Annotated in this window: 25 protein-coding genes; 3 read left to right on the top strand and 22 right to left on the bottom strand. The window is 35.3% G+C overall.

Features of this window, described 5'->3' with window-relative positions; translation table 11 throughout:
* Positions 1-133 precede the first annotated feature (133 nt).
* The 17 genes from hisIE to ACM6F9_RS08190 form a co-directional block, all read right to left on the bottom strand.
* Positions 134-721 (bottom strand): bifunctional phosphoribosyl-AMP cyclohydrolase/phosphoribosyl-ATP diphosphatase HisIE, encoded by a 588-nt coding sequence (gene hisIE / locus ACM6F9_RS08270; RefSeq protein ID WP_414845270.1) that lies wholly within the window; start codon positions 719-721, stop codon positions 134-136.
* Positions 718-1,470 carry an imidazole glycerol phosphate synthase subunit HisF gene (gene hisF, locus ACM6F9_RS08265; RefSeq protein ID WP_414845269.1) on the bottom strand — a complete coding sequence of 251 codons (753 nt, stop codon included), beginning with the start codon at positions 1,468-1,470 and terminating at the stop codon, positions 718-720. The genes hisIE and hisF overlap by 4 nt, the downstream gene beginning before the upstream one ends.
* On the bottom strand, positions 1,463-2,185 hold the full coding sequence (gene hisA, locus ACM6F9_RS08260; protein WP_414845268.1) for a 1-(5-phosphoribosyl)-5-[(5-phosphoribosylamino)methylideneamino]imidazole-4-carboxamide isomerase: 723 nt from the start codon (positions 2,183-2,185) through the stop codon (positions 1,463-1,465). Before hisA ends, hisF begins: the two co-directional genes overlap by 8 nt.
* Positions 2,186-2,187: 2 nt before the next feature.
* Complete coding sequence (hisH, locus tag ACM6F9_RS08255) at positions 2,188-2,766, bottom strand: imidazole glycerol phosphate synthase subunit HisH (RefSeq protein ID WP_414845267.1); 579 nt, start codon at positions 2,764-2,766, stop codon at positions 2,188-2,190.
* Between the two features lie 2 nt (positions 2,767-2,768).
* Positions 2,769-3,863 carry a bifunctional histidinol-phosphatase/imidazoleglycerol-phosphate dehydratase HisB gene (hisB, locus tag ACM6F9_RS08250; RefSeq protein WP_414845266.1) on the bottom strand — a complete coding sequence of 365 codons (1,095 nt, stop codon included), beginning with the start codon at positions 3,861-3,863 and terminating at the stop codon, positions 2,769-2,771.
* Between the two features lie 54 nt (positions 3,864-3,917).
* Positions 3,918-4,943, bottom strand: coding sequence for a histidinol-phosphate transaminase (gene hisC / locus ACM6F9_RS08245; protein ID WP_414845265.1), 1,026 nt, complete (start codon positions 4,941-4,943; stop codon positions 3,918-3,920).
* 383 nt (positions 4,944-5,326) lie between these two features.
* The gene (gene hisD / locus ACM6F9_RS08240) at positions 5,327-6,601 is read right to left on the bottom strand and encodes a histidinol dehydrogenase (protein WP_414845264.1); all 1,275 of its coding nucleotides are present in this window, start codon (positions 6,599-6,601) and stop codon (positions 5,327-5,329) included.
* Positions 6,602-6,859: 258 nt separating this feature from the next.
* The gene (gene hisG / locus ACM6F9_RS08235) at positions 6,860-7,717 is read right to left on the bottom strand and encodes an ATP phosphoribosyltransferase (RefSeq protein ID WP_414845263.1); all 858 of its coding nucleotides are present in this window, start codon (positions 7,715-7,717) and stop codon (positions 6,860-6,862) included.
* Positions 7,718-7,964: 247 nt separating this feature from the next.
* On the bottom strand, positions 7,965-9,062 hold the full coding sequence (locus ACM6F9_RS08230) for a glycosyltransferase family 4 protein (RefSeq protein ID WP_414845262.1): 1,098 nt from the start codon (positions 9,060-9,062) through the stop codon (positions 7,965-7,967).
* Positions 9,059-9,835, bottom strand: coding sequence for a polysaccharide deacetylase family protein (locus ACM6F9_RS08225; protein WP_414845261.1), 777 nt, complete (start codon positions 9,833-9,835; stop codon positions 9,059-9,061). The genes ACM6F9_RS08230 and ACM6F9_RS08225 overlap by 4 nt, the downstream gene beginning before the upstream one ends.
* 1 nt (position 9,836) lies before the next feature.
* Positions 9,837-10,766, bottom strand: a complete 930-nt coding sequence (locus tag ACM6F9_RS08220; protein WP_414845260.1) for a glycosyltransferase family 2 protein — start codon at positions 10,764-10,766, stop codon at positions 9,837-9,839.
* A gap of 5 nt (positions 10,767-10,771) precedes the next feature.
* Complete coding sequence (locus ACM6F9_RS08215; protein ID WP_414845259.1) at positions 10,772-11,941, bottom strand: glycosyltransferase family 87 protein; 1,170 nt, start codon at positions 11,939-11,941, stop codon at positions 10,772-10,774.
* 29 nt (positions 11,942-11,970) lie between these two features.
* The gene (locus ACM6F9_RS08210; RefSeq protein WP_034694413.1) at positions 11,971-12,783 is read right to left on the bottom strand and encodes a 2,3,4,5-tetrahydropyridine-2,6-dicarboxylate N-succinyltransferase; all 813 of its coding nucleotides are present in this window, start codon (positions 12,781-12,783) and stop codon (positions 11,971-11,973) included.
* 84 nt (positions 12,784-12,867) lie between these two features.
* Positions 12,868-13,479 carry a methyltransferase family protein gene (locus ACM6F9_RS08205; protein ID WP_414845258.1) on the bottom strand — a complete coding sequence of 204 codons (612 nt, stop codon included), beginning with the start codon at positions 13,477-13,479 and terminating at the stop codon, positions 12,868-12,870.
* 289 nt (positions 13,480-13,768) lie between these two features.
* Positions 13,769-14,140, bottom strand: coding sequence for a DUF2255 family protein (locus ACM6F9_RS08200; RefSeq protein ID WP_414845257.1), 372 nt, complete (start codon positions 14,138-14,140; stop codon positions 13,769-13,771).
* Positions 14,141-14,249: 109 nt separating this feature from the next.
* Complete coding sequence (locus ACM6F9_RS08195; RefSeq protein WP_414845256.1) at positions 14,250-14,579, bottom strand: LytR/AlgR family response regulator transcription factor; 330 nt, start codon at positions 14,577-14,579, stop codon at positions 14,250-14,252.
* 16 nt (positions 14,580-14,595) lie between these two features.
* Positions 14,596-15,168, bottom strand: a complete 573-nt coding sequence (locus tag ACM6F9_RS08190) for a C40 family peptidase (RefSeq protein WP_414845255.1) — start codon at positions 15,166-15,168, stop codon at positions 14,596-14,598.
* A 154-nt stretch (positions 15,169-15,322) separates the two neighbouring features.
* Here ACM6F9_RS08190 and ACM6F9_RS08185 point away from each other — a divergent pair, with 154 nt between their 5' ends.
* Positions 15,323-15,961 (top strand): hypothetical protein, encoded by a 639-nt coding sequence (locus ACM6F9_RS08185; RefSeq protein WP_414845254.1) that lies wholly within the window; start codon positions 15,323-15,325, stop codon positions 15,959-15,961.
* A gap of 38 nt (positions 15,962-15,999) precedes the next feature.
* Here the strand turns inward: ACM6F9_RS08185 and ACM6F9_RS08180 are convergent, their stop codons facing one another.
* On the bottom strand, positions 16,000-16,371 hold the full coding sequence (locus tag ACM6F9_RS08180) for a hypothetical protein (protein ID WP_414845253.1): 372 nt from the start codon (positions 16,369-16,371) through the stop codon (positions 16,000-16,002).
* A gap of 384 nt (positions 16,372-16,755) precedes the next feature.
* On the opposite strand from ACM6F9_RS08180, the gene ACM6F9_RS08175 reads away from it, so the two are divergent.
* The gene (locus ACM6F9_RS08175; RefSeq protein ID WP_414845252.1) at positions 16,756-17,439 is read left to right on the top strand and encodes a hypothetical protein; all 684 of its coding nucleotides are present in this window, start codon (positions 16,756-16,758) and stop codon (positions 17,437-17,439) included.
* Between the two features lie 97 nt (positions 17,440-17,536).
* Here ACM6F9_RS08175 and ACM6F9_RS08170 read toward each other — a convergent pair whose 3' ends face one another.
* Positions 17,537-17,710, bottom strand: coding sequence for a bacteriocin-like protein (locus ACM6F9_RS08170; protein ID WP_414845251.1), 174 nt, complete (start codon positions 17,708-17,710; stop codon positions 17,537-17,539).
* 148 nt (positions 17,711-17,858) lie between these two features.
* Between ACM6F9_RS08170 and ACM6F9_RS08165 the strand changes: the two genes are divergently transcribed.
* Positions 17,859-18,116 (top strand): hypothetical protein, encoded by a 258-nt coding sequence (locus ACM6F9_RS08165; protein WP_414845250.1) that lies wholly within the window; start codon positions 17,859-17,861, stop codon positions 18,114-18,116.
* Positions 18,117-18,159: 43 nt separating this feature from the next.
* On the opposite strand, the gene ACM6F9_RS08160 is transcribed toward ACM6F9_RS08165, so the two are convergent.
* Genes ACM6F9_RS08160 through ACM6F9_RS08150 form a run of 3 tightly spaced genes read right to left on the bottom strand, consistent with a single transcriptional unit; the run spans position 18,160 to position 21,364 of the window.
* The gene (locus ACM6F9_RS08160; RefSeq protein WP_414845249.1) at positions 18,160-19,551 is read right to left on the bottom strand and encodes an MFS transporter; all 1,392 of its coding nucleotides are present in this window, start codon (positions 19,549-19,551) and stop codon (positions 18,160-18,162) included.
* Positions 19,548-20,192, bottom strand: a complete 645-nt coding sequence (locus ACM6F9_RS08155) for a uridine kinase family protein (RefSeq protein ID WP_414845248.1) — start codon at positions 20,190-20,192, stop codon at positions 19,548-19,550. The genes ACM6F9_RS08160 and ACM6F9_RS08155 overlap by 4 nt, the downstream gene beginning before the upstream one ends.
* Before the next feature lie 50 nt (positions 20,193-20,242).
* The gene (locus tag ACM6F9_RS08150; RefSeq protein ID WP_414845247.1) at positions 20,243-21,364 is read right to left on the bottom strand and encodes a glycoside hydrolase 100 family protein; all 1,122 of its coding nucleotides are present in this window, start codon (positions 21,362-21,364) and stop codon (positions 20,243-20,245) included.
* Positions 21,365-21,384 lie beyond the last annotated feature (20 nt).

Here is a 21,384-nt window from a genome sequence, read left to right as displayed (position 1 = left end):
TTATGTGGTTTTTGTCATTGACTGCGTCGAATCTTCGATTTCTGACGAAGGAAGAATCTTATTGATAACCAAACATATGAGATTCTTCACTACATTTCATTTCATTCAGAATGACACTTTTAAAACCATCTCTTTATTTATCTCTGTTTTTAAGAATTTCTTCAATATCTTCCATTGAAAATCCTTTGGCTTTCAATAAAATCAGGAAATGATACAGCAGATCTGCAGCTTCATTTTTAAAGAGCTCTTCGTTATTATCTTTCGCTTCTATAACGAGTTCTACGGCTTCCTCTCCTACTTTTTGAGCCATTTTATTGATTCCTCTCTGGTAAAGCGAATAGGTATATGAGCCTTCAGCTTTGGTATCTATTCGCTGAGAAATTTTTTCTTCCAGTTCATATAGAAATCCTTTCGTATTCTTTTCTCCGAAACAGCTGAAACTTCCCGTATGACAAACTACATTTTTCGGAACGGCTTTAATTAAAATGGTATCCTGATCACAGTCAATATCAATACTTTTTACGGTTAAAAAATTACCGGATTCTTCTCCTTTTGTCCAGAGTCTGTTTTTGGAACGGCTGAAAAAAGTAACTATTCCTTCCACTTTTGTTTTTTCGAAAGCTTCTTCATTCATGTAGCCCAACATCAAAACCTGTAGTGTTCTGTTGTCCTGAATGACTACCGGAACAAGCCCGTTATCTTTATTAAAATCTATTTTCATCGTACTTCTATTTGTTGAGTTTTTAATTGCTGTTTTAAATCCTGAATGCTTATTTCATTAAAATGGAAAATACTGGCTGCCAATCCTCCTGTAGCCTTTGTTTCATTGAATACTTTAACAAAGTCATCGACGGCACCAGCACCGCCTGAAGCAATCACCGGAATGCCTACCGCTTCAGAAACCAGCTTTGTAATGCGAAGATCAAAGCCATTTTTTGTGCCATCGCCATCCATCGAAGTTAGCAAAATTTCTCCTGCACCAAGAGATTCAGCTTGTTTTGCCCATTCTACTGTAGAAAGTTCAGTGGCTTCTCTTCCTCCTTTGATATGAACCAGATCTTTACCGCCCACTTGTCTTGTATCAATAGCCACCACAACGCACTGGCTTCCAAATTCTTTGGCTAAATCAGAAATAAGTGCCGGATTTTTTACCGCTGAGGAATTGATACTGATTTTGTCTGCCCCGGCTTCCAAAAGTTTTCTTACATCTTCTACAGAGGAAATTCCGCCGCCCACGGTAAAAGGGATGCTGAGCTCTTTTGCAATATCTTTTACCAGATCTACAAAGGTTTTTCTGTTTTCAATAGTTGCTGTAATATCAAGAAAAACAAGTTCATCTGCTCCTTCCTGTTCATATTTTTTGGCAAGCTCTACGGGATCTCCTGCATTTTTAAGGTCTTCAAAATTGATTCCTTTCACAGTAGCTCCATCTTTAATATCCAGACATGGAATAATTCTTTTCTTAAGCATTTTCAATAAAATTTTGAAGTTGTTGTAAGCTTATTTTTCCTTCATAAATTGCTTTTCCTATGATTGTGCCTGCACAACCGATATCTTTCATTTTATACACATCAGCAATCCCGGAAATACCTCCGCTCGCTACAAGCTGAACCGATGTTTTATATAAAATCTCAATATAAAGTCCTGTTGATGGACCTTCCAGCATTCCATCTTTTGCAATATCGGTACAGATTGCAGATTGAATTCCTTTTTCCTGATACTGAAGGATGAAATCAATAATATCATTATCACTTTCTTCAAGCCATCCGGAGGTTTTAATCTTTCTGTTGTCACAGTCTGCCCCGAGAATAATTTTCCCAGCACCGTATTTTTGGATCATTTCATAGCAGAATTCAGGATTTTGAACGGCAATACTTCCTAAAGTAATCTGTTTTGCCCCAGAATTAAAAGCTGTTTCAATATCTTCCTGAGTTTTTAAGCCTCCTCCAAAATCAATATGTAATGAAGTGGAATGAGCAATATTTTCCAGAACTTTCTGATTGACAATATGTTTTGATTTTGCTCCATCAAGATCCACCAGGTGAAGAAACTGAATGCCAAAACTTTCAAATTCTTTCGCCACTTCTACAGGGTCTTCATTGTATATTTTCTTTGTGTTATAATCTCCTTTTGACAAACGAACACATTTGCCGTCAATAATATCAATAGCCGGAATTATTTTCATCATTATAAATTTATAAAGTTCTTAACGATCTGATTTCCTACGATTCCCGATTTTTCAGGGTGAAACTGTACAGCATAGAAATTATCTTTCTGTAATGAAGCACTGAATGGCAGGATATAATCACAGACAGAAGTGGTAAAGTCTGAAAGCTCACAATAATAGCTGTGAACGAAATAAACATCATTATTCTTGTCAATTCCTGAAAACAATGGTGATCTCTGCTCTGAAAGTGTATTCCAACCCATATGCGGAACGATATCTTTTGCCGGAAATTTTCTGACATTGATATCAAAAATCCCCATTCCTTCGGTATCACCTTCTTCATTTCCTTTACACATCAGCTGCATTCCCAGACATATTCCTAAAACGGGTTGTTTAAGGCTCGGAATCAAAAGATCAAGTTCTTTTTCCTTTAGAAGTTTCATGGTGGATGAAGCTTCTCCAACGCCCGGAAAGATGACTTTATCGGCTTTTAAAATCTGTTCCGGATCATCAGTGATCACAGAATCTATTTTCAATCTATTGAGGGCATTCTGGACAGAGTTTACATTTCCTCCGTTGTATTTTATTATGGCAATCATATTTATAAACTTCCTTTTGTAGAAGGTAAACTGTAATTACTATCCGATTGATTCACTGCCATTTTCACGGCTTTTGCAAATGCTTTAAAGATGGATTCAATTTTGTGGTGTTCATTATCTCCTTCAGCTTTAATGTTCAAATTAGATTTTGAGGCATCTGTAAAGGATTTAAAGAAGTGAAAAAACATTTCCGTAGGCACATCTCCAATCTTTTCTCTTTTAAATGGAGCATCCCAAACCAACCATGGTCTGCCACCAAAATCAATAGCCACCTGGGAAAGGCAGTCATCCATCGGAAGCAGGAATCCATATCTCTCAATCCCTTTTTTCTTTCCTAATGCTTTTAAAATAGCTTCTCCCAGCACAATTCCTGTATCTTCAATCGTGTGGTGCTCATCTACAGCAAGATCTCCGTTTACTTTGATGGTTAAATCCATATTTCCGTGTCTTGCAATCTGATCCAGCATATGATCAAAAAAGTGAAGTCCGGTTGAGATATCTGACTTTCCGTTTCCATCAAGATTGACTTCAATTTCAATATCTGTTTCATTGGTTTTTCGGGAGACTTTCGCTTTCCTCATTCCGGATTTTAAAAACTGATAAATCTCTGACCACTGGGTGGTAGACAGCTCAGCTTCACTATTTAAGTTTTGATTAAGATAAATAGCTTTAGATTTCAGATTTTTAGCGAGTTGAACATCCGTACTTCGATCACCAATTACATAGGAATTTTCCAAATCATAATTCCCATAAATGTATTTCTCCAGCATTCCGATTCCTGGTTTTCTGGTAGGAAGGTTTTCTGATTCAAAGCTTTTATCAATTAAAATATCACTAAAAATGATTCCTTCATTTTCAAATGCCTGCAGCATTTTTGCATGGGGTTTTATGAAATCTTCTTCAGGAAAACTTTCCGTTCCCAACCCATCCTGATTGGTTACCATTACCAGTTCGTAATCCAATTCACTGACAATTTTTGCCAGGTTTTGAAAGACTCCGGGATAAAACTCCAATTTTTCCAGAGAGTCTACCTGAAAATCTGCAGGCGGTTCAATGATCAGTGTTCCGTCACGGTCTATAAATAGTACTTTTTTCATATGTTTTTTTATTTTTTTTAACCATTAAGATGAGACTTCATTTTTCTTAACGATTTATATTCCTTTTAAAAGGTTAATTAATTTTTCATTTTCCGAACGGTTCCCCACATTAATCCTGATACATCCAGGAATAGCAGGGTCTCTTCTGCTGGTTAAAATTTCTTCATCCAGCATTTTTGTATAGACATTATCAACATTTTCCATTCTGATCAGAAAGAAGTTGGCATCCGTTGAAAAAACTGTCTTAATGCAAGTAATTCCATCAAACTGCTGCTTCAGCCATGTTCTCTCTTCCAGAATACGGTTTACGTTCTCCTGAAGTCTGTTTTCCTCGTCCAACGTCTTTAAAATGAGTTCCTGACTCAAAACATTTACATTATATGGTGCTTTTACGGTATTGATCAGGCTGATAATCTCTTCAGATGCATAAGCCATGCCTACTCTTGCTCCGGCAAATCCCCATGCTTTAGAAAATGTTTGCAGTACAATCAGATTAGAATATTGATCCAAAAGCTCCAGACTTGATTTTTTTCCAGAGAATTCAATATATGCTTCATCCACAACTACAATTCCGTTGAAATTCTGAAGATAAAACTCAATATCATCTACACTGTTTCCTGTAGGATTATTAGGTGAACATAAAAAGAAAATCTTCAATGAAGGATCTTCGGCCGCCTTTAAGAAATTATCTTTTACGATTTCAAAGTTCTCATCCAGGTTCAGCTTTGAAACTTTATTCTCATTGATTGCTGCATAGAAACCATACATCGCAAATGACGGATTCATCATCAGAATAGCATCTTTTTTAGGCTCACAGAATATTTTAATGATAAGGTCTATCAGCTCGTCACTTCCGTTTCCTATGGCAATCTGTGAGGGTGAAACTTTTTTAAGCCCTGCAAGCTTGCTTTTAAGCTTTTTCTGGGTAGAATCCGGATAGCGGTTGCATTCTCCAAAAGGACTTTCATTCGCATCCAGCATTACCGGAGCATTGAATTCATTATGATCCCTGAAACTGATGTAGGGCTGTAATTGTAATATATTTTCTCTTACGATTGTTTTGATACTGCTATTTTTCATTGTATTGATTTTCTTTAAAAAAAATTAATATAAAACCGTTTTTAAACCATTAAGCTGAATTAAGTTATTAAGAATAATGAATAAAATATCTTCCAATCTTTTTAAGCAGTGAGCTGAATTCGAATGTATTTGAATCTTAACTTTACTTAAAAGCTTCATTTTCTTAATGGTTCAAATTGTTTTGTTGGATGAACGCAAGGGCGCAAAGTCTTTTATTTTTTTAATTTTTTTAAGGCGCAAGAAAATCGAAGATTTTCAGCAAAGGATATGGGCTTTGTTTTGTGTTTTTATATACATTAATCATTTTATCTCCGATAAAATTCTTGCGTCCTAAAAAATATATTTTACCATATTATTTTGCGTCTTTGCATTTTCCAATATTCTTACTTTAATCTTATGGATACTGCATTTTTGTGAGCAAACAGACCTTCTGCTTCAGCCATGAGTTCTATTGTTTTTCCTAAATTCTGAAGACCTTCTTTTGAAAGATGCTGAAATGTTATTTTTTTCACGAAACTATCCAGCGACACACCACTGTAATTCTTTGCATAAGCATTGGTAGGAAGCGTGTGATTGGTTCCACTGGCATAGTCTCCGGCACTTTCACAGGAATAATTTCCAAGGAAAACAGAACCTGCATTCTGAATCACCGGAATATATTTTTCAAAATCATTGATTGCCAGAATAAGGTGTTCCGGAGCATAAAGATTACTGAATTCAAGAGCTTCTTCCAAAGAATTGACTAAAATAAAAGAGCTGTTTTCCAAAGCCTGGCCTGCAAATTCATTTCTTGGTAAATTCTTGATTTGCTGTCCAACAGCCTCTACCGTCTCTTCAAACACTTTAAGGTCTGTCGTAATAAAAACCACCTGACTGTCACTTCCGTGTTCTGCCTGTGAAAGAAGATCTGCAGCACAAAAATCAGGTACTGCCTTTTCATCTGCTATAACAAGTACTTCACTCGGCCCGGCAGGCATATCGATAGCCACTCCGTAACGTTGTGCATATTCTTTTCCTGCAACTACAAACTGATTTCCAGGACCGAAAATTTTATTGACAGCAGGAATGCTTTCTGTTCCGAAAGTCATTGCTGCGATAGCCTGTGCTCCACCTGTTTTAAAGATTTCCGAAACTCCGCAAAGCTTTGCCGCATAAAGAATTGCAGGATTGACATTTCCATTCTTATCCGGTGGTGTGCACAGCACTATTTCTTTACATCCGGCCAGATTTGCAGGAACAGCAAGCATCAATACGGTGGAAAATAAGGGAGCCGTTCCTCCCGGAATATAAATCCCCACTCTTTCTACAGCACGGTTTTCACGCCAGCAAACAACTCCTTTTGTCGTTTCAACTTTCTGAATTGCCTGTTTTTGAGAGGCGTGAAATGTTGAAATATTTTCTTTAGCCTGTTGAATAGCCTGTTTTAAGTCATCATTAATCTGATTTTCTGCCTCTTGAATTTCAGCATCAGAAACTTTAATGCTTTTAGTTTCTGCTTTATCAAACTTTTTGTTGAACTCTATTAAAGCTTGATCACCGTTTTTCTCAACTTTCGTAAATATTTCCGCAATCAGACCGGAAATTTCTTTCTGCTCGAGAACAGGACGTTTTACCAGGTCTGTCCAGGTGTCTTTTGCAGGATATCTGTATATTTTCATTGTATTATTTTAAATTTTAACAAACTATTAAGTTGCTGGTTTTTAATTGTTTTTTACGCAAAGGCGCAATTTTTTTAATCCTAAGTATTTTTTAAGGCACAAGAACATTTCGACTTCGCTCAATATTAGATTTTCAGCAGGCATGTGAGGTAAGTCTTTGTGAGTTACCACAGCATTCAATTTTATAGCAGATAAAATCTTTGCGTCTTAAAACAGTTTTAATTTTTATTCTTCTGCGTCTTTGCGTTGACCAAAATTCTAAATAACCATTTTATCAATTGGAATGATTAAAATATCCTGAGCACCATTTTCTTTGAGTTCGTCAATAACATCCCAGAAACGTTCTTCATCAATAACAGAATGAATACTGCTCCAGCCTTCTTCTGCAAGCGGAATGACTGTTGGGCTTTTTAATACAGGAAGGACATCAGCAATCTTTTGGATTTTTTCGTTGGGAACATTCATCAGAATGTATTTTGAATTTTTTGCTTTTAAAACAGACTTGATTCTAAATACAAATTTTTCAAGAATGGCTTCTTTTTCAACCGATAATTGAGGCGTTTGAGCCAAAACAGCTTCCGATTTCAGTAAAGTGACCGTCTCTCTTAATCCATTTTTGAATAAGGTACTTCCAGAGCTGACAATATCACATATCCCGTCTGCCAAACCAATATTAGGAGCGATTTCTACAGAACCAGAAATAACGTGAATATCTGATATAATTCCTTCTTTTTCTAAAAAGTTTTTAAGGGTATTTGGGTAAGAAGTGGCAATTTTTTTGCCCTGAAAATAAGAAAGCTCATCGGTTTCTACTTCTTTGGGAACAGCCAATGAAACACGGCATTTTGAAAAGCCAAGATTCTGAACAGTCTTGATATTTTTACCTTTTTCAATCAGGAGATTTTCACCAAGAATGGCCACATCAACTACTCCATCTTCCAGGTATTGAGGGATGTCTGAGTTCCGAAGGTACATGATTTCCATCGGGAAGTTATCTACTGAAACTTTGAGTTGGTCTTTACCGTTGTTGACAAAGATTCCGCAGTCTTTGAGAAGCTGAAGAGATTCTTCGTAAAGCCGGCCGCTTTTTTGGATTGCAATTTTTAATTTACTCATTTTGCCTTTTTTGGGTCCGAGCAAATAAAAACTGATCTATTGAAATTTCTGAAGAGAATTCAGGAAACAAAAAAACCGCCTATTTACTCAGACGGTTTTAATTATTTTTGATTTTAGCACATACTTATATCAATCAATTCCGTCTAGCAGAGATGATGGTGATAATGATGTAATGCTAAAAATATTGGTTTCATTGTATTGAATTATGATACAAATGTAGGATTTATTTTTAAAATGCAAAGTTTTTTCAGATAATTTTTTGATAGAAGTTTATCAATTCCTTTGCAATAGGTTCGTCATTAAACTTCTGAACAAACTCGAAACCCTTTTCCTCACGGCGTTTTCTCTCAGATTCATTTTCCCAGAGAAATTTGATTTTTGCCCGGATATCAAGATCATTGTCAGGATTCACATACACAGAGTCTTTTCCTCCCGCTTCCGGCAGACAACTGGTATTGCTTGTAACTACTACAGTCTTGGAGAAAAGTGCCTCAATCACAGGAATTCCGAAGCCTTCAAAGAAGCTTGGATAGACAAAAATATCGGCCAGTTTGTAGAGACAAGCCAGTTCATCCATAGAAACTCCTTCGAGGAAGAGCACCTGTTTTTCCATTTTGTTTTTTTTCAGGAAACTTTCTATTTTCTGGTAATATTTGGTTTTTCTTCCCACTACAACCAGTGGAATTTCTGTCCCGCTGATTGCTTTTACAACATTCAAAAGATTCTTGCGGTCTTCGATGGTTCCAACATTCAGTATAAACCTTTCCAGAAGCTTAAATTTCTCTTGCACAGCATGCATCAGTTCCGGAGATTGCTGTTCTTTAAAGGCATGATGACATCCCTGATAAATAACTTCAATTTTAGTCTCAGGAACCTTTAAATACTGGATAATATCTCTTTTCGTCTGTTCTGAAATAGCAATGATTCTATCGGCGGTATCGGCTGCTTTTTTGAATTTCCAGAAATGGATTTTCCTGTCAAAAAAAGAATAATACTGTGGATATCTTACAAAGATCAGATCATGAATGGTAACGATCTTTTTAATAGGCTTTGGATCCCATTTCAAAGGAAGTTCTCCGGATAAGCCATGGAAAATATCTGCTCCCTGTTTTTGGGCATCTTTACCCATTTTCAGTTGACGTGATAAATTCCCTTTTGAGGTTTCAATAAATTGAACATTAGGACGTTCCAGAATCTCTTTTCCCCTCTCCGATTTGTTTTTGTTCAGCAATAGATACTTATTATCCGGTTCGTACTCTGAAAGGATTCTTACAAGATCTCTCGAGTAGTTTCCCAGACCGGATGTATTGTGGAAAAACCGTTTTGCATCAAAGGCAATCTTCATCGTTCTATCTGTTTTTGAAATTCCTGAAATGTTCCGAATGTATGTCCTTCTTCTTTCAACCAGCCTACAAACGAATCAAATCTTTCTACCATTTCTTTTCCTGAGTTTTTTACGGTAAATCCAGGAAGTTTAAAAGCTTCGTCTTTGATTTCTGCAAATTCCCACGGATGAAAATAGATGTTCAGATATTTGTCTTTTTTCAAACTGTCCGAAGCCAGCTTTTTATAGAAGAACAATGGAAAATTGTGAAAGCTTAACCAAAATAAAGGAATTCTGAAATTAGGGGAAACCGAAGCCGGAACCTGAGTTACATTTCCTTCTTTGAAATACGTTCTGGATACTTTTAAATTATTATATCTCCCCGGTAAAAACGTGGGATTGATGGATGAATTGTAAGAATATCCTGCTTTTTCCACTTCTTTTTCGTCTACAGGCATCATTCTTGGCATTCTTAATCCGGTAACCTTTGTGGAGAATAATTCTTCCAGTTTTTCTCTTGATTCCTTCAGATGTTTCTCTTCAAATTCTGAATGAAACCATGTGTGAGAAGCCAGTTCATGGCCTTCATTTAATAACCTTTCAATAAGGTTTTTGCTATTTTCTGCAAAGACTACTGTGGAAAAAAAAGTAGCTTTAGCATTATGTTTTTTAAGGATATCGAGAATTCTCTCTAATCCTGTTTGCGAAATTGAAATCTGCTTTTCAAAGGGAATTTCACCCTTATATTCTAATGGCATATCAAATTCTTCAATATCAAAACTCAATAAAACCATTCTAAAAATTTTTGTTTTTAATAATATAATTAGGTCTGTCTTTCACCTGTTTAAATATTTTACCTAAATAAATCCCCATGATTCCGAGGATGATCAGTTGAAGTCCTCCAAAGAAAACAATCGTCATAATCAAAGACGCCCAACCTGAAATCTCAGTTTTTGCGATAAATGAATGAATCACATAGGTTCCATATCCGATTACGGAAAGTGCTGAGAACAAAAATCCCAGATAAGCCGCCAGATAAAGAGGTTTTACACTGAAAGCAGTGATTCCTGTAAAGGCAAAAGTAAACATCTTTTTAAGATTGTAACTGCTTTTTCCTGAGAGTCTTTCTGCTGCAGTAAAGTCGATTCCTGTTTGTTTGAAACCCATCCAACTTGTTAACCCTCTCAAGAATAAATCGTCTTCATTAAAATTCCTCATGACTTCAACAGCGCTTGCATCCAATAATCTGAAATCTGAGCCGCCTCCTTTCGTTAAATTAACGTCTGAAAGGCTTGATAAAAGTTTATAAAACAGATCTGATGTTTTTCTTTTAAAAAAAGAAATCTCTTTGGGATAGGTTCTAAAGGTAAAAACTACGTCATACCCTTCTTCCCATTTCTGAATCATTTCAGGGATAAGCTCCGGTGGATGCTGAAGGTCTCCGTCCATAGAAATGACTGCATTTCCAAGCGCATTATCCATTCCTGCCTTTACAGCGGGCTGGTGTCCAAAATTACGGGAAAATTCGATGAATTTCACTTCATCATATTGATTGGAAAGTTCTTCTAATTTTTGTTGTGTATTGTCTCGACTGCCATCATTTACAAATATGATTTCAAAGTCATAATTATGTAAGCCATCAAAAACTTCTTTAATTTTCTGATGGATCATGGCAACGTTTCCTTCTTCGTTATAGGCGGGAATTACAATTGAAATTTTCTTCATATTTATTAATTCAGGCTATAATTTTTCTCAAAATCTTTAGTCAGAAGCTCATAAGTCACTCTCAACCAGATCACAATACAAGGTACAGCTTTTAATGAATATTTAATAATATAATTCTCTTTTACAAATTTCGGAAACAGATCCGAAGTGGAGAAACATGTGAAAATAATGACAAAAACCAGCAATCCTATGATAAGTGGGGTTCTTTCTTTCTGAAGGAAAAACCATATCAATACTCCTACTACAGCAATAATATATGTTGGAGATTCTGAACTGGAGCTGAACAATACTAAAAACAGCAATGTTGAAGCCAAAATCATCAGTTGAAATGCATAATGCTTATATTGCTTAATTCTAATATAAGGTAAAGCAAAAAGTGGCAATCCTCCTGCTAAAAATACAAGGTTAGAAATAGATGCATCTCCTAAAACTCTTCTTACAAAGCCCATCAGCGAGATATCCTGCATATTTCCTAGCACCTGATTTTCACTATTCTTTTCTACAATAGACTTAAACCAGTCTGCATAGCATTGAATCACAAACTGCGGACTTGAATACGCCATCGGAAGTACGAAAAACAATATTGCAATGACAACTCCTGAAAGAATAAATTTAGTCTTATTTTTAATGAAGAAGAACTGTGTCAACCCAACAATACCGTAGATTTTCACAAATATTCCTATTAAAATGGCAGTTACAGATTTTACTTCTTTTCTTTCGTAAATATATACTGCAGATAACAGCAAAAGACCTGTCAGCGCTACATTGAATTGCAAGCTTAAAGCTGCAGTAATGTATTCCTGAAGGCAAAGCAGTCCGAAAATTGCTTTTTTACTGTCTGAAAACGGCAGTTTATAAATTCCGTAGATAAAGATGAAGGTATTGGCAATATTCCAAAGTGAAATTCCCAGCCAATCCGGCATCATGGCGAATGGTGCAATCAACACACTAAAAAACACACCATAATGGTTGAGATCAAAATAAAGATCAGGATAGTGGATAAATAAGTTTTTCTGATGAACAGTATTAAAGAATACGTTTTTAAAAATCAGATAATTATTGATCGCATAATCTCCTCTCAGATATTTGGAAATTGCTGTAACGACTGATATAATAAGATAAACCCCAAATATATATTTAGGGTTTAATAGTATTTTAAGAAATTTTTCTTTCAAGATTTTAGTATTAGTTTAAAATGTTAATCTTAAACAGCTACATTATTATCTCTCAATGCATCATTCAGAGATGTTTTCTTATCTGTAGATTCTTTTCTCTGACCAATGATCAGTGCGCATGGAACCTGATATTCTCCAGCTGGATATTGTTTTGTATAGCTTCCAGGGATTACTACTGAACGAGCAGGAACTCTTCCTTTAATTTCAATTGGAGTATCTCCTGTAACGTCAATAATTTTTGTAGAAGCGGTCAATACTACGTTTGCACCCAATACTGCTTCTTTTTCTACGTGAACACCTTCTACAACGATACATCTTGAACCGATAAAGCAATCGTCTTCAATGATTACCGGAGCAGCCTGTAATGGTTCCAATACACCACCGATACCTACACCACCACTCAGGTGAACGTTTTTACCGATTTGTGCACAGCTTCCTACTGTAGCCCAAGTATCTACCATGGTTCCAGAGTCTACATAAGCACCAATGTTTACGTAAGACGGCATCATAATCACACCCGGAGCAATGTAAGCTCCTTCTCTTGCCACTGCATGTGGTACAACTCTCACCCCTTTTTCAGCATAACCTCTCTTCAAAGGCATTTTATCATGAAATTCAAACGGACCTACTTCAATAGTTTCCATTTTCTGGATCGGAAAATACATTACTACAGCTTTTTTCACCCATTCATTTACCTGCCATCCGTTTTCTGTAGGTTCCGCAGTACGAAGTTCCCCTTTATCAACTAAAGAAATAACTTCTCTGATCGCCTTTTGGCTGTCTTCATTCTGCAATAATTCTCTGTTGTCCCAGATATTTTCAATAGTTTGTTGTAACGACATGTTTCTTATTTAAAATTAGTTTGAAAAATTATACTGCCCAAAGATACAAAAAAGTTCAGCAAAACGGTTTTTAACATGATGCTTTTAATAAAGGCTCAGCATGCGGTTGACCCTCTTTTTGTAACTCATGTATATTTGTCCATGTTCTTTTAGGAGATGCTCTTCTTCCAGCCGTATCTGAATCTGGATTAAAATAGATCCAATCAGGAGAAAAGAAAAAGCAATTACAGTGGGGAAAACAAGGAAAAATCCGACAAGACTGATGGTCATTCCCAGAAATATAGGATTTCTTGAAAATCTGAATAATCCATGAGTTACCAGTTCTGTTTTTGTTGCATTGTCGATCCCGATCCGCCATGAATTTTTCATTTGCAGCTGTGCTATAATCACCCAAATCAAGGCAAGAATCATTAAAGTAATTCCTATGTATTGAAGAAAATTATTTTCCAGAAAATTGATTTTAAAAGTTGTAAAAATATCTTCAGGAAAAAACAGCAAAAGTATTGTATATACAAATAATGCCAGTAAAATCAATTTAAAATACATTCCCACAAGTGCATACGCCGAACCGTCTTTGGGAAGCACATTAGGATTTTTACCAATTTGTCTGGCAACTTTATAACTAATGCCAACAAATGAAACGGTAAAGAAAATTATGAAATATAAAGGGATAAAGAATCTGATGAAATCTGCCATATGATAATAGTTTTGGGCAAATTTGCTAAGTTTTGTGATGCAATGCTATTGCAATGATAATTGGCAGAAAGATTACAAACGGAAATCTAAAAATTCCCCTCCTCCGGAGGGGTGGCGAAAATTCAAAGAATTTTTGACGGGGTGGTGAAAGAGTATGATAATATAAGTTTTGGCTAAAGCCAATTAATTGATTTCCATTTTATTGAACGGGCTAAAGCCCGTTCCTATTGAATATCTTACACATTATTATCTCGCAGATTGAGTAGATTACATAGATTTTCACATCTCTTTACTCCAAAATAATAAACTCCATCGTTTTCGCAACATGTTTCTCCTGAATTATTCCCTTTGAGTATTTAATATTATGTCCGGAATTATATTTTGTCAGATATGCCTGATTAATTTCTTCGGTAAGGCTTCTTATATCTTCTGGGATAAGAGTTTTTATAGGATAAATAGTTTCACCACATTGAATTTCTCCTTCTGAATTTTCTAAAAAAGCATTGTACCAGCTTCTTTCAGCGAGTCCCCAGGATCTTGCAAATATCCGGTTTTGGACTACAACCATCCATATTTCCAGAAATTCTGGTCTTTGATATCCTGCTTTTATTCCGATGATTGTATTGTTTTGAATGTAATCTAATGCTATTTCTTTATTCATTGTTTTAATTTTCCGTAAAACTAAAACATGAAAAGAAGAATGAAAACTTATTTATGTATACTGTCAGAAATAGGATGTAACCGAACGCTTTTCTGATATGATGAGTTTTCTAAAGCATCATTTTACCTAGAGCTGTCTGCAGACATTCTTTGTAGCTTTTAGCGACTGTAATTTTTAAATCACCGCTGATTAAGTGATTGTCTTCGAAAGATTCAATATTCGTCAGATTGACAATGTATGAATTATGAACACGCATAAATTCGTCCGGAAGGTTTTCGATAAGATCTTTAAGCGTTTTGTAATAAATATATCTTTTGTGGTCTATAGTATGAACTTCCACATAATTCCCTAGTCCCTTGATGACACTGATATCGTTAAAGAAAAGCTTGATCAGCTTTTTATCTGTTTTAATGAAGGCAAATGTCCGGTTCTCAATCATTATAAGAATATATATTTTACAGAACTCTTTGGGCATGAAGGTAGGCCTTATTCCAGTATTTTTCATTCAGGGACGAAATCATCACTCCTTTTGAGGTAGAAGCATGAATGAATTTCACTTCTCCATCCGGGCCAATATCATGAACGATTCCTACGTGAGAGACTCTGCTTCCGCCTGCTGTTGCAAAAAATAACAGATCACCAGGTTTCACTTCTTTGATATCAATGTTTTTCCCAGCCTCGGCCTGATCAGAAGACCTTCTTGGAAGACTAAAATCATTTTCCTCAAATACTTTTACCGTAAATCCTGAACAATCAAATCCTGAAGATGTATTTCCTCCGAATTTATAAGGTGTTCCGATATATTTTTCGGCATCTTTCAGAATATCATTAATAGATCTTGAAACGTTACCATCAAATTTTGAATCTAATTTTCTTAGATTTTCAGCTTTCGCGACAGTCTTCGTATTTGATTTTTTGTTACGGGATACACTTTTAGAGGATCCGCAGGAAACCACAAAAACAGAAGCTGTCAGTATAACAACCATCTGCTTGATTCTTATTTTTTGTTGAAATAATTCCGTTCCCATATTCTTCTGATTTATAATTAATTAACAAAACACATCACAAATATACATTTTATATTTTAATTATGGTATAACTATACTACAACTATATTATAAATATATGTTAAAATTTTGATTTCCATTATTTATTGGTATATTTGATTTCTATTTTAAAGATATGGCAACCTATGAAAGTGTAATCAAGATCACAGGAGCTGTGGGCGACCTGGTATTTTATAATCTGAACGGGAAAAATGTGGTTCGGAAGAAAAGCGGGTTCAATAAAACGGCTTTTAAAAAGAGCCCGTCATATGAGAAAGTACGCCAAAACAGTTCAGAATTCGGACACTGCTCAAAAATTGGGAAAGTTATCCGGAAGAGTCTGGATATCTATATTAAAGAATCAGGTGATCCCCTCCTCTACCAGAAGTTTGCAAAGGTGATGACGGCCATCAAAGATTTAGATAAGGTTTCTGAAAGAGGAAAAAGAACAGTTGAACTTGGTTTAAGAACTGAAGAAGGAAGAAACCTTCTGAGAGAATTTCAGATGGGTACAATCAATAAAGTTTCGGATTGCATAAGAATTCAGGATCAAGTACTCTGTAAGAATAAAGAGTGTATTTCAGATCAGGCAATAATCATTACCATAAAATTAGATTCAGAAAATTACTTTACAGAATCTGCAGAAGAAATTGTGGATTGGAACAAGGAACAGAAAAGGTCTTTTAAAAGATATTTTTCCGAAGATGACCTACTGCTCTATTTCATAGTATTGAAGAATGAGAAGAGTGAAATTACCCATATGGGATTTGTATAAATAAAAAAGTCTGCAGTAGATTCTGCAGACTTTCTATTTTATTTCTTTTGTCCTTTCCAGGTTCCTGATTTAGGAGGTGTCGGAAGTGAGTTCGCCCAGCTTCCATTTCCATTTTTATCTTTAGGAGATAATGTCCCTTTGAATTCTCCTTTTGAGGGAAGTCCTAATGTTGCGTTAAGATCTCCTGTTTCACTTAAATTCCCGGAAATATTATAATTTTCATCACTTATATCGGAATGCATTGTTCCTACCACTTTACCACTTTTATCTACCACAAAGTTCCAAACTCCCTTGTCACTTCCTTCATAAGAACCAGACCATGTTCCTACATAATCATAGATGGTATCATCATCAGAGCTGCAACCGATAAATAAAAATGCCGTAAATAAAAGTAAAAAAAGTTTCTTCATAGTTTCAGTAGTTTTATAACCTAAAATCCTGTTATTCTCTATATACTTTCCTTTAAAAGTTCTGTTACAGAGAATAGTGTTTAATATTTATTATTTTTTTGTTCCGTGCAAATCTACTAATTTTTTATTCAAATTATCTGAATTTTAATTAGTGACCAATATGTTTATTAAAAAACAACATATTTTGGCTAAAATACAAATATTTTTCAAACAAATACAAGGTGTTTAAATTTTGAGTTATTTTAAAAATAAACTTAAAAACTGATATTATTTTATTCAATATTCGTTTACAATTACTTTATATTAGATTTCAGGCTGTTTTTCTTTCTGTTTTGAAGATATTTCTTACCTTAGTGAAAAATTTAACCTTTTTCAAAAAATAACATGAAAACAAAAACATTCTTTTTGGCAGCACTTGCTATTGGTGGAAGCGTAACAGCACAGGTTGGGATTAACACCGCTACACCCACTCAAACTTTAGACGTTAATGGATTGGTAAGAGTAAGAGGACTTTCAAATGCTGAAAAAAAAATTGTTGCAGCGGATGCTCAAGGAGTTCTGACCTTAATTTCTCCTGAAGAAATTTTTGCTCCGAAAGCAGTATTAAACACATCTATGTCATCTGCAGAACAGAGATTGACCATTTATGAAGGAAAATGCTTTCAACCTGGTGATAATGCATCTTCCTGTACAGTATCTCTCAATCATTATACCTCTTGTTCAGGATTTACAAACCCTGTGGATACTCAGGTTGTAGTAGGACAAGAAATCAATACAGGTAATGGACAGTTTCTAGGTACCTGGACTGCCCGATTTGTTGATAATAAAGGATTTGCCGGTATCGCTCCGGCTGCCAATCAAATAGCCCCTGATTATCCAAGAATTTCTTATCCAAGCGCCAATACCGTTAACTATTTAGGAAGCGGAAATTTTGCCGGCCAGTGTAATACGGATATCGTAACAACCATTAACCAGACTACCGGAGATATAAAAGTAGAGTCTGTAAAGCGAAGCATGTATGCGCATCTTGTATACCTTATTAATATTGCCCGCTCCAGATCTTTATAATACTCGATATTTGATTTCAAAAAAGACAGCCACAATATGAATTGTGGCTGTTTTTGTTTTTACTCAATAAAACCCTCTTTTTCAGAGGGTAAATAATTTATTTTTTATTGGGAACACATTCGCATGAACAGTCGTGAAGATCTTGCATGTCATCGCAAACTCCTACTGATCTGCACTCATAATGAAATCCAATTTTACATTGAACAACCGGAGTTGCTCCACCCTTTACTGATTTTAATTGCTCTCTTGAAATTTTCTTTAAATTTTTCATGGTTTTAAGTATTTTAATTCGATGCTAAAATAACAATATTCTTTTTACAACAAGAAAAAAAGTAACCATTAGAGCCATTTTACTGAAATATTTAGAAATAAATTTAAAATGGCTTCTGTTTAACTATATTTGATTTAAAATATTAAATATGAAAGTAGTTTTTGTGTCGGATGATTTAAAGGAAATTGATATTGACATTCCTGCAGTCGAGTTTGAAACGATACCGATTGTTGGTGACTGGGTGAATATAGAATCATATGTAGACGAAATACAGTGGGAGCAAATTGAAAAATACTTGTATTCTATCAATAAGCTGGCTTTTGGTGTGATTAATGGCAGAACATGGACCAGAGAAGGGAATGAAAACATACTTTACGCTCATCTGGCATTCAGTTCTATCGATTAATAAATAGTTGAAGAATTCAATAATTACTTAAAAAAAATTGTTTCTATTTTTTTATTTTCATCATAATTACTGAAAAAGAGGCCAACAAAAACAAGACTCCCGCTACCACAATAGCTGTTGAAGGGTTACTGCCTAAAATATATTTGTAAACAGGTCCAAAAGTTAAGGTCTGAATCAACATGGGAATCACAATCATCATATTAATCACTCCCATATAAATACCTCTTTTATTGGAAGGAATTGATGGAGATACCATAGAATAAGGAAGTCCCATCATAGCAGCCCATCCGATACCAAAGAGAACCATAGGTAATAATATCAAATATTCATTCGTGATGAATGGCAACGCCAGCAATGAAATTCCTGTGCCCACCAGACAGAAAGCATACACATTTTTAGCGGAGTATTTTAGCGCAAATGGAATCAGAAGAAGTGCTGAGATCAATGTAATAAAATTATAAAATCCATTCATAAGACCTGTCTGTCCAACTGCTTTTTCAACTAGATTAAGTACATTTTTTGCCCAAAGCAGATCATCCTGAGATACAGCAAGTCTATTTTTTGAAAGTTCAATCAATAAATTGGCATTTTCCTCATCTGTTTCCGAAACATGATAAAGCGTCTGCTTGATCATTGGGGTGACAAATTGCCAGTAACAAAAAAGCGCGTACCATTGAAATAAGTACACCAATGCCAGCTGCCAAAGTATTTTTGGCATATTAACAATAGCTTTAAAAATATCGATAAATGGTGTAAAAAGCGTATCGTTTTCTTTTTCAGCTTTCAGTTGAATAAGTTCTTCGTCTGTCGGAGGGATTTCCGGTGTTTTGTACACAGACCATAACACGGAGGCGACAGACCAGAAAGAACCCAAAAAGAATGAATAATAAACCCATTCGGGAATACCTCCTGCTTCTGTATTTCCTCCAAAGTCTTTCTGAAAAATAAAAAGAGAAAGATTGGCCAGTGTAATTCCGCCTCCTACAAAGAGACTCTGCATCTGAAAGCCAAAAGTCTGCTGTTCTTCCGGGAGCTTATCTCCGATAAAAGCTCTGTAAGGCTCCATAGCTGTATTATTGGCCGCATCTAAAACCCAGAGAAGTCCAACTGCCATCCAGATTGAAGAGCTGAACGGAAAAAGAAATAATGCAAGACTGCACAGTATAGCCCCCATCAGAAAAAAAGGTTTCCGTCGTCCCCATTTTACACTCCATGTTTTATCACTTATTGCTCCTATCAGCGGCTGGATAAGCAATCCTGTAACAGGACCTGCCAGATTAAGAATAGGAAGCTGATCTGCATGGGCTCCTAAAAAAGAATATATTGGATTCACAGCAGTCTGCTGCAGCCCAAAGCTATACTGAATGCCGAAAAACCCCACATTCATATTCCATATCTGCCAGAAACTCAGTCTTGGTATTATTTTCTTATTCATAACTTAGACTCTATAATATGATACTTTTTATCCAGTAACAAATCTGCTTTTTCTTTGAACTGACGAATGATTTTATGTTCAATCTCTAATACTTTTTCAACAAAATCACTTTGTTCATCACGGTTTCTTTTCATACGGTTTTCATAAGTGTCTTTATAAGTGCGGTCAATAAAAATACTTACATCAAAATCATCGATATTCAATACATAAGTTCCTTCAATAATAAGAACCTGAATATCTTTTATGTTAAGAATTTCCTCTGTAACAGAATTTTCAGCATAATGAATCAGAGGTTTTGCAATGAAAGATTCTTTTTCTTTAAACTGCTTTATCGTTTCCTGGATTTTATCCAGATATACTTCATGCAACCCAACATTATTCAGGCTTTTTTGTCTGTTCTCATGATTGCTTTTTGGAGGAAGCTTAAAATAATCATCCATTTGTATCACAAGACCTGTTATCCCTTTTTCCTCCAAAACTTTTCTTAAAGCAAAGGCTGTGACCGATTTTCCACTGCCACTTTCCCCACAAATTCCAACAACCCATTTTTGAGACACCTGAAAGGTTTCCTTTATTTTTTCATAAATATTTTCAGCCGTATCTAAATGCTCTTGCTCCAGACTTATGATATCTCCAATCATCTTGTAATCCGTTTTTAAATATATAAATTGTATTGATAATGATCTTTACTCTAGATTTTCATCAGAAGATAACCGCAGGCTGAAAAGCAAAGAAATTCAGTTCCTGCAGGGATTAGCTGATCTGTAGAATAATATTCTCTGAAATTTGCCCCTTTCTCCCTGAGGAGTTTTTCGTATTGATTTAGAATTTCTAAAGGTATTTTATCATATCCTCTTTTTTTCAGTCCCAGACAAAGCCAACCAAGGTATATGGGCCATGATCCTCCGTTATGAAAATGATAAGGTTGATTTTTAAATTGATAGCTGTAATTGTTTTCCAGTAAATTCCAGTCGGCATCTTCAGGAAAAATGATAGGATAAAATACGGGCAGCATCCAATGGTCAAACTCAAGTTTTAATTTTTCCAAAAAAAGAGTGAAGGTATCTAAATTTAGGTTTAAACCTAAAAAAACAGCCAAAGCATTTCCTGCCAGATCAAATCTTTCATCGTATCCATTCGCATTCAGTGATGCCCATAAATAAGGAGTGTCATCTACTTTTTGATAAGCGACCTCATGATATCGTTTCGCATTATTATTATTCTTTCTGAAATTGTTTTCTATGAGCTCTTTTGTTGTTTCAGCGAGAGATTGCAGATGTGTATCTTCATATACCGTTGCGGCACTTTTGAATGCCCAATAGCGGAGTACATTATCATATAAAACATAACCTGATGTTACATATTCATCTGCCCAGTTCCCTCCCAGCGGGCTGTAGAGTAAACCTCTTTGATTGAACTCCCAGTTCTTCAAACACGAAAATGCTTTATTTATTTTTTCTTTTAAAGCCTGTTTCAAATCTTCATCTTCGGTATACATGATATATTCACAAGCTCCGATAATCCACCAAACCGTTGCATCTGTACGCCCTACAAGTGTTCCGTAACTGGCTTTTTCACCAACTACATTTGAGGGAATCTGACCATTTTCAGCCTGGTGCTTTACAAGTGTTTTTATTGATCTTTTCAAACCATCTGTAATTACCTTGTTTTTGATTAAAATTCCGGTAATTCCTGTCATCATAGAATCTCTGGACCATACTCTGGCATAGTTATCCTTTCTTTCACAAGAGGCAAGAATCCCCTCTTCTGAAATAGACTGTTCTATAACCTGTAAAGCTTTTTGTGTAAACATATTATGAATAAGTTATTTTT

The sequence above is a fragment of the Chryseobacterium sp. IT-36CA2 genome, assembly GCF_949767875.1.
GTDB lineage: Bacteria > Bacteroidota > Bacteroidia > Flavobacteriales > Weeksellaceae > Chryseobacterium.
This window is presented reverse-complemented; position numbering and strand designations above follow the sequence as displayed.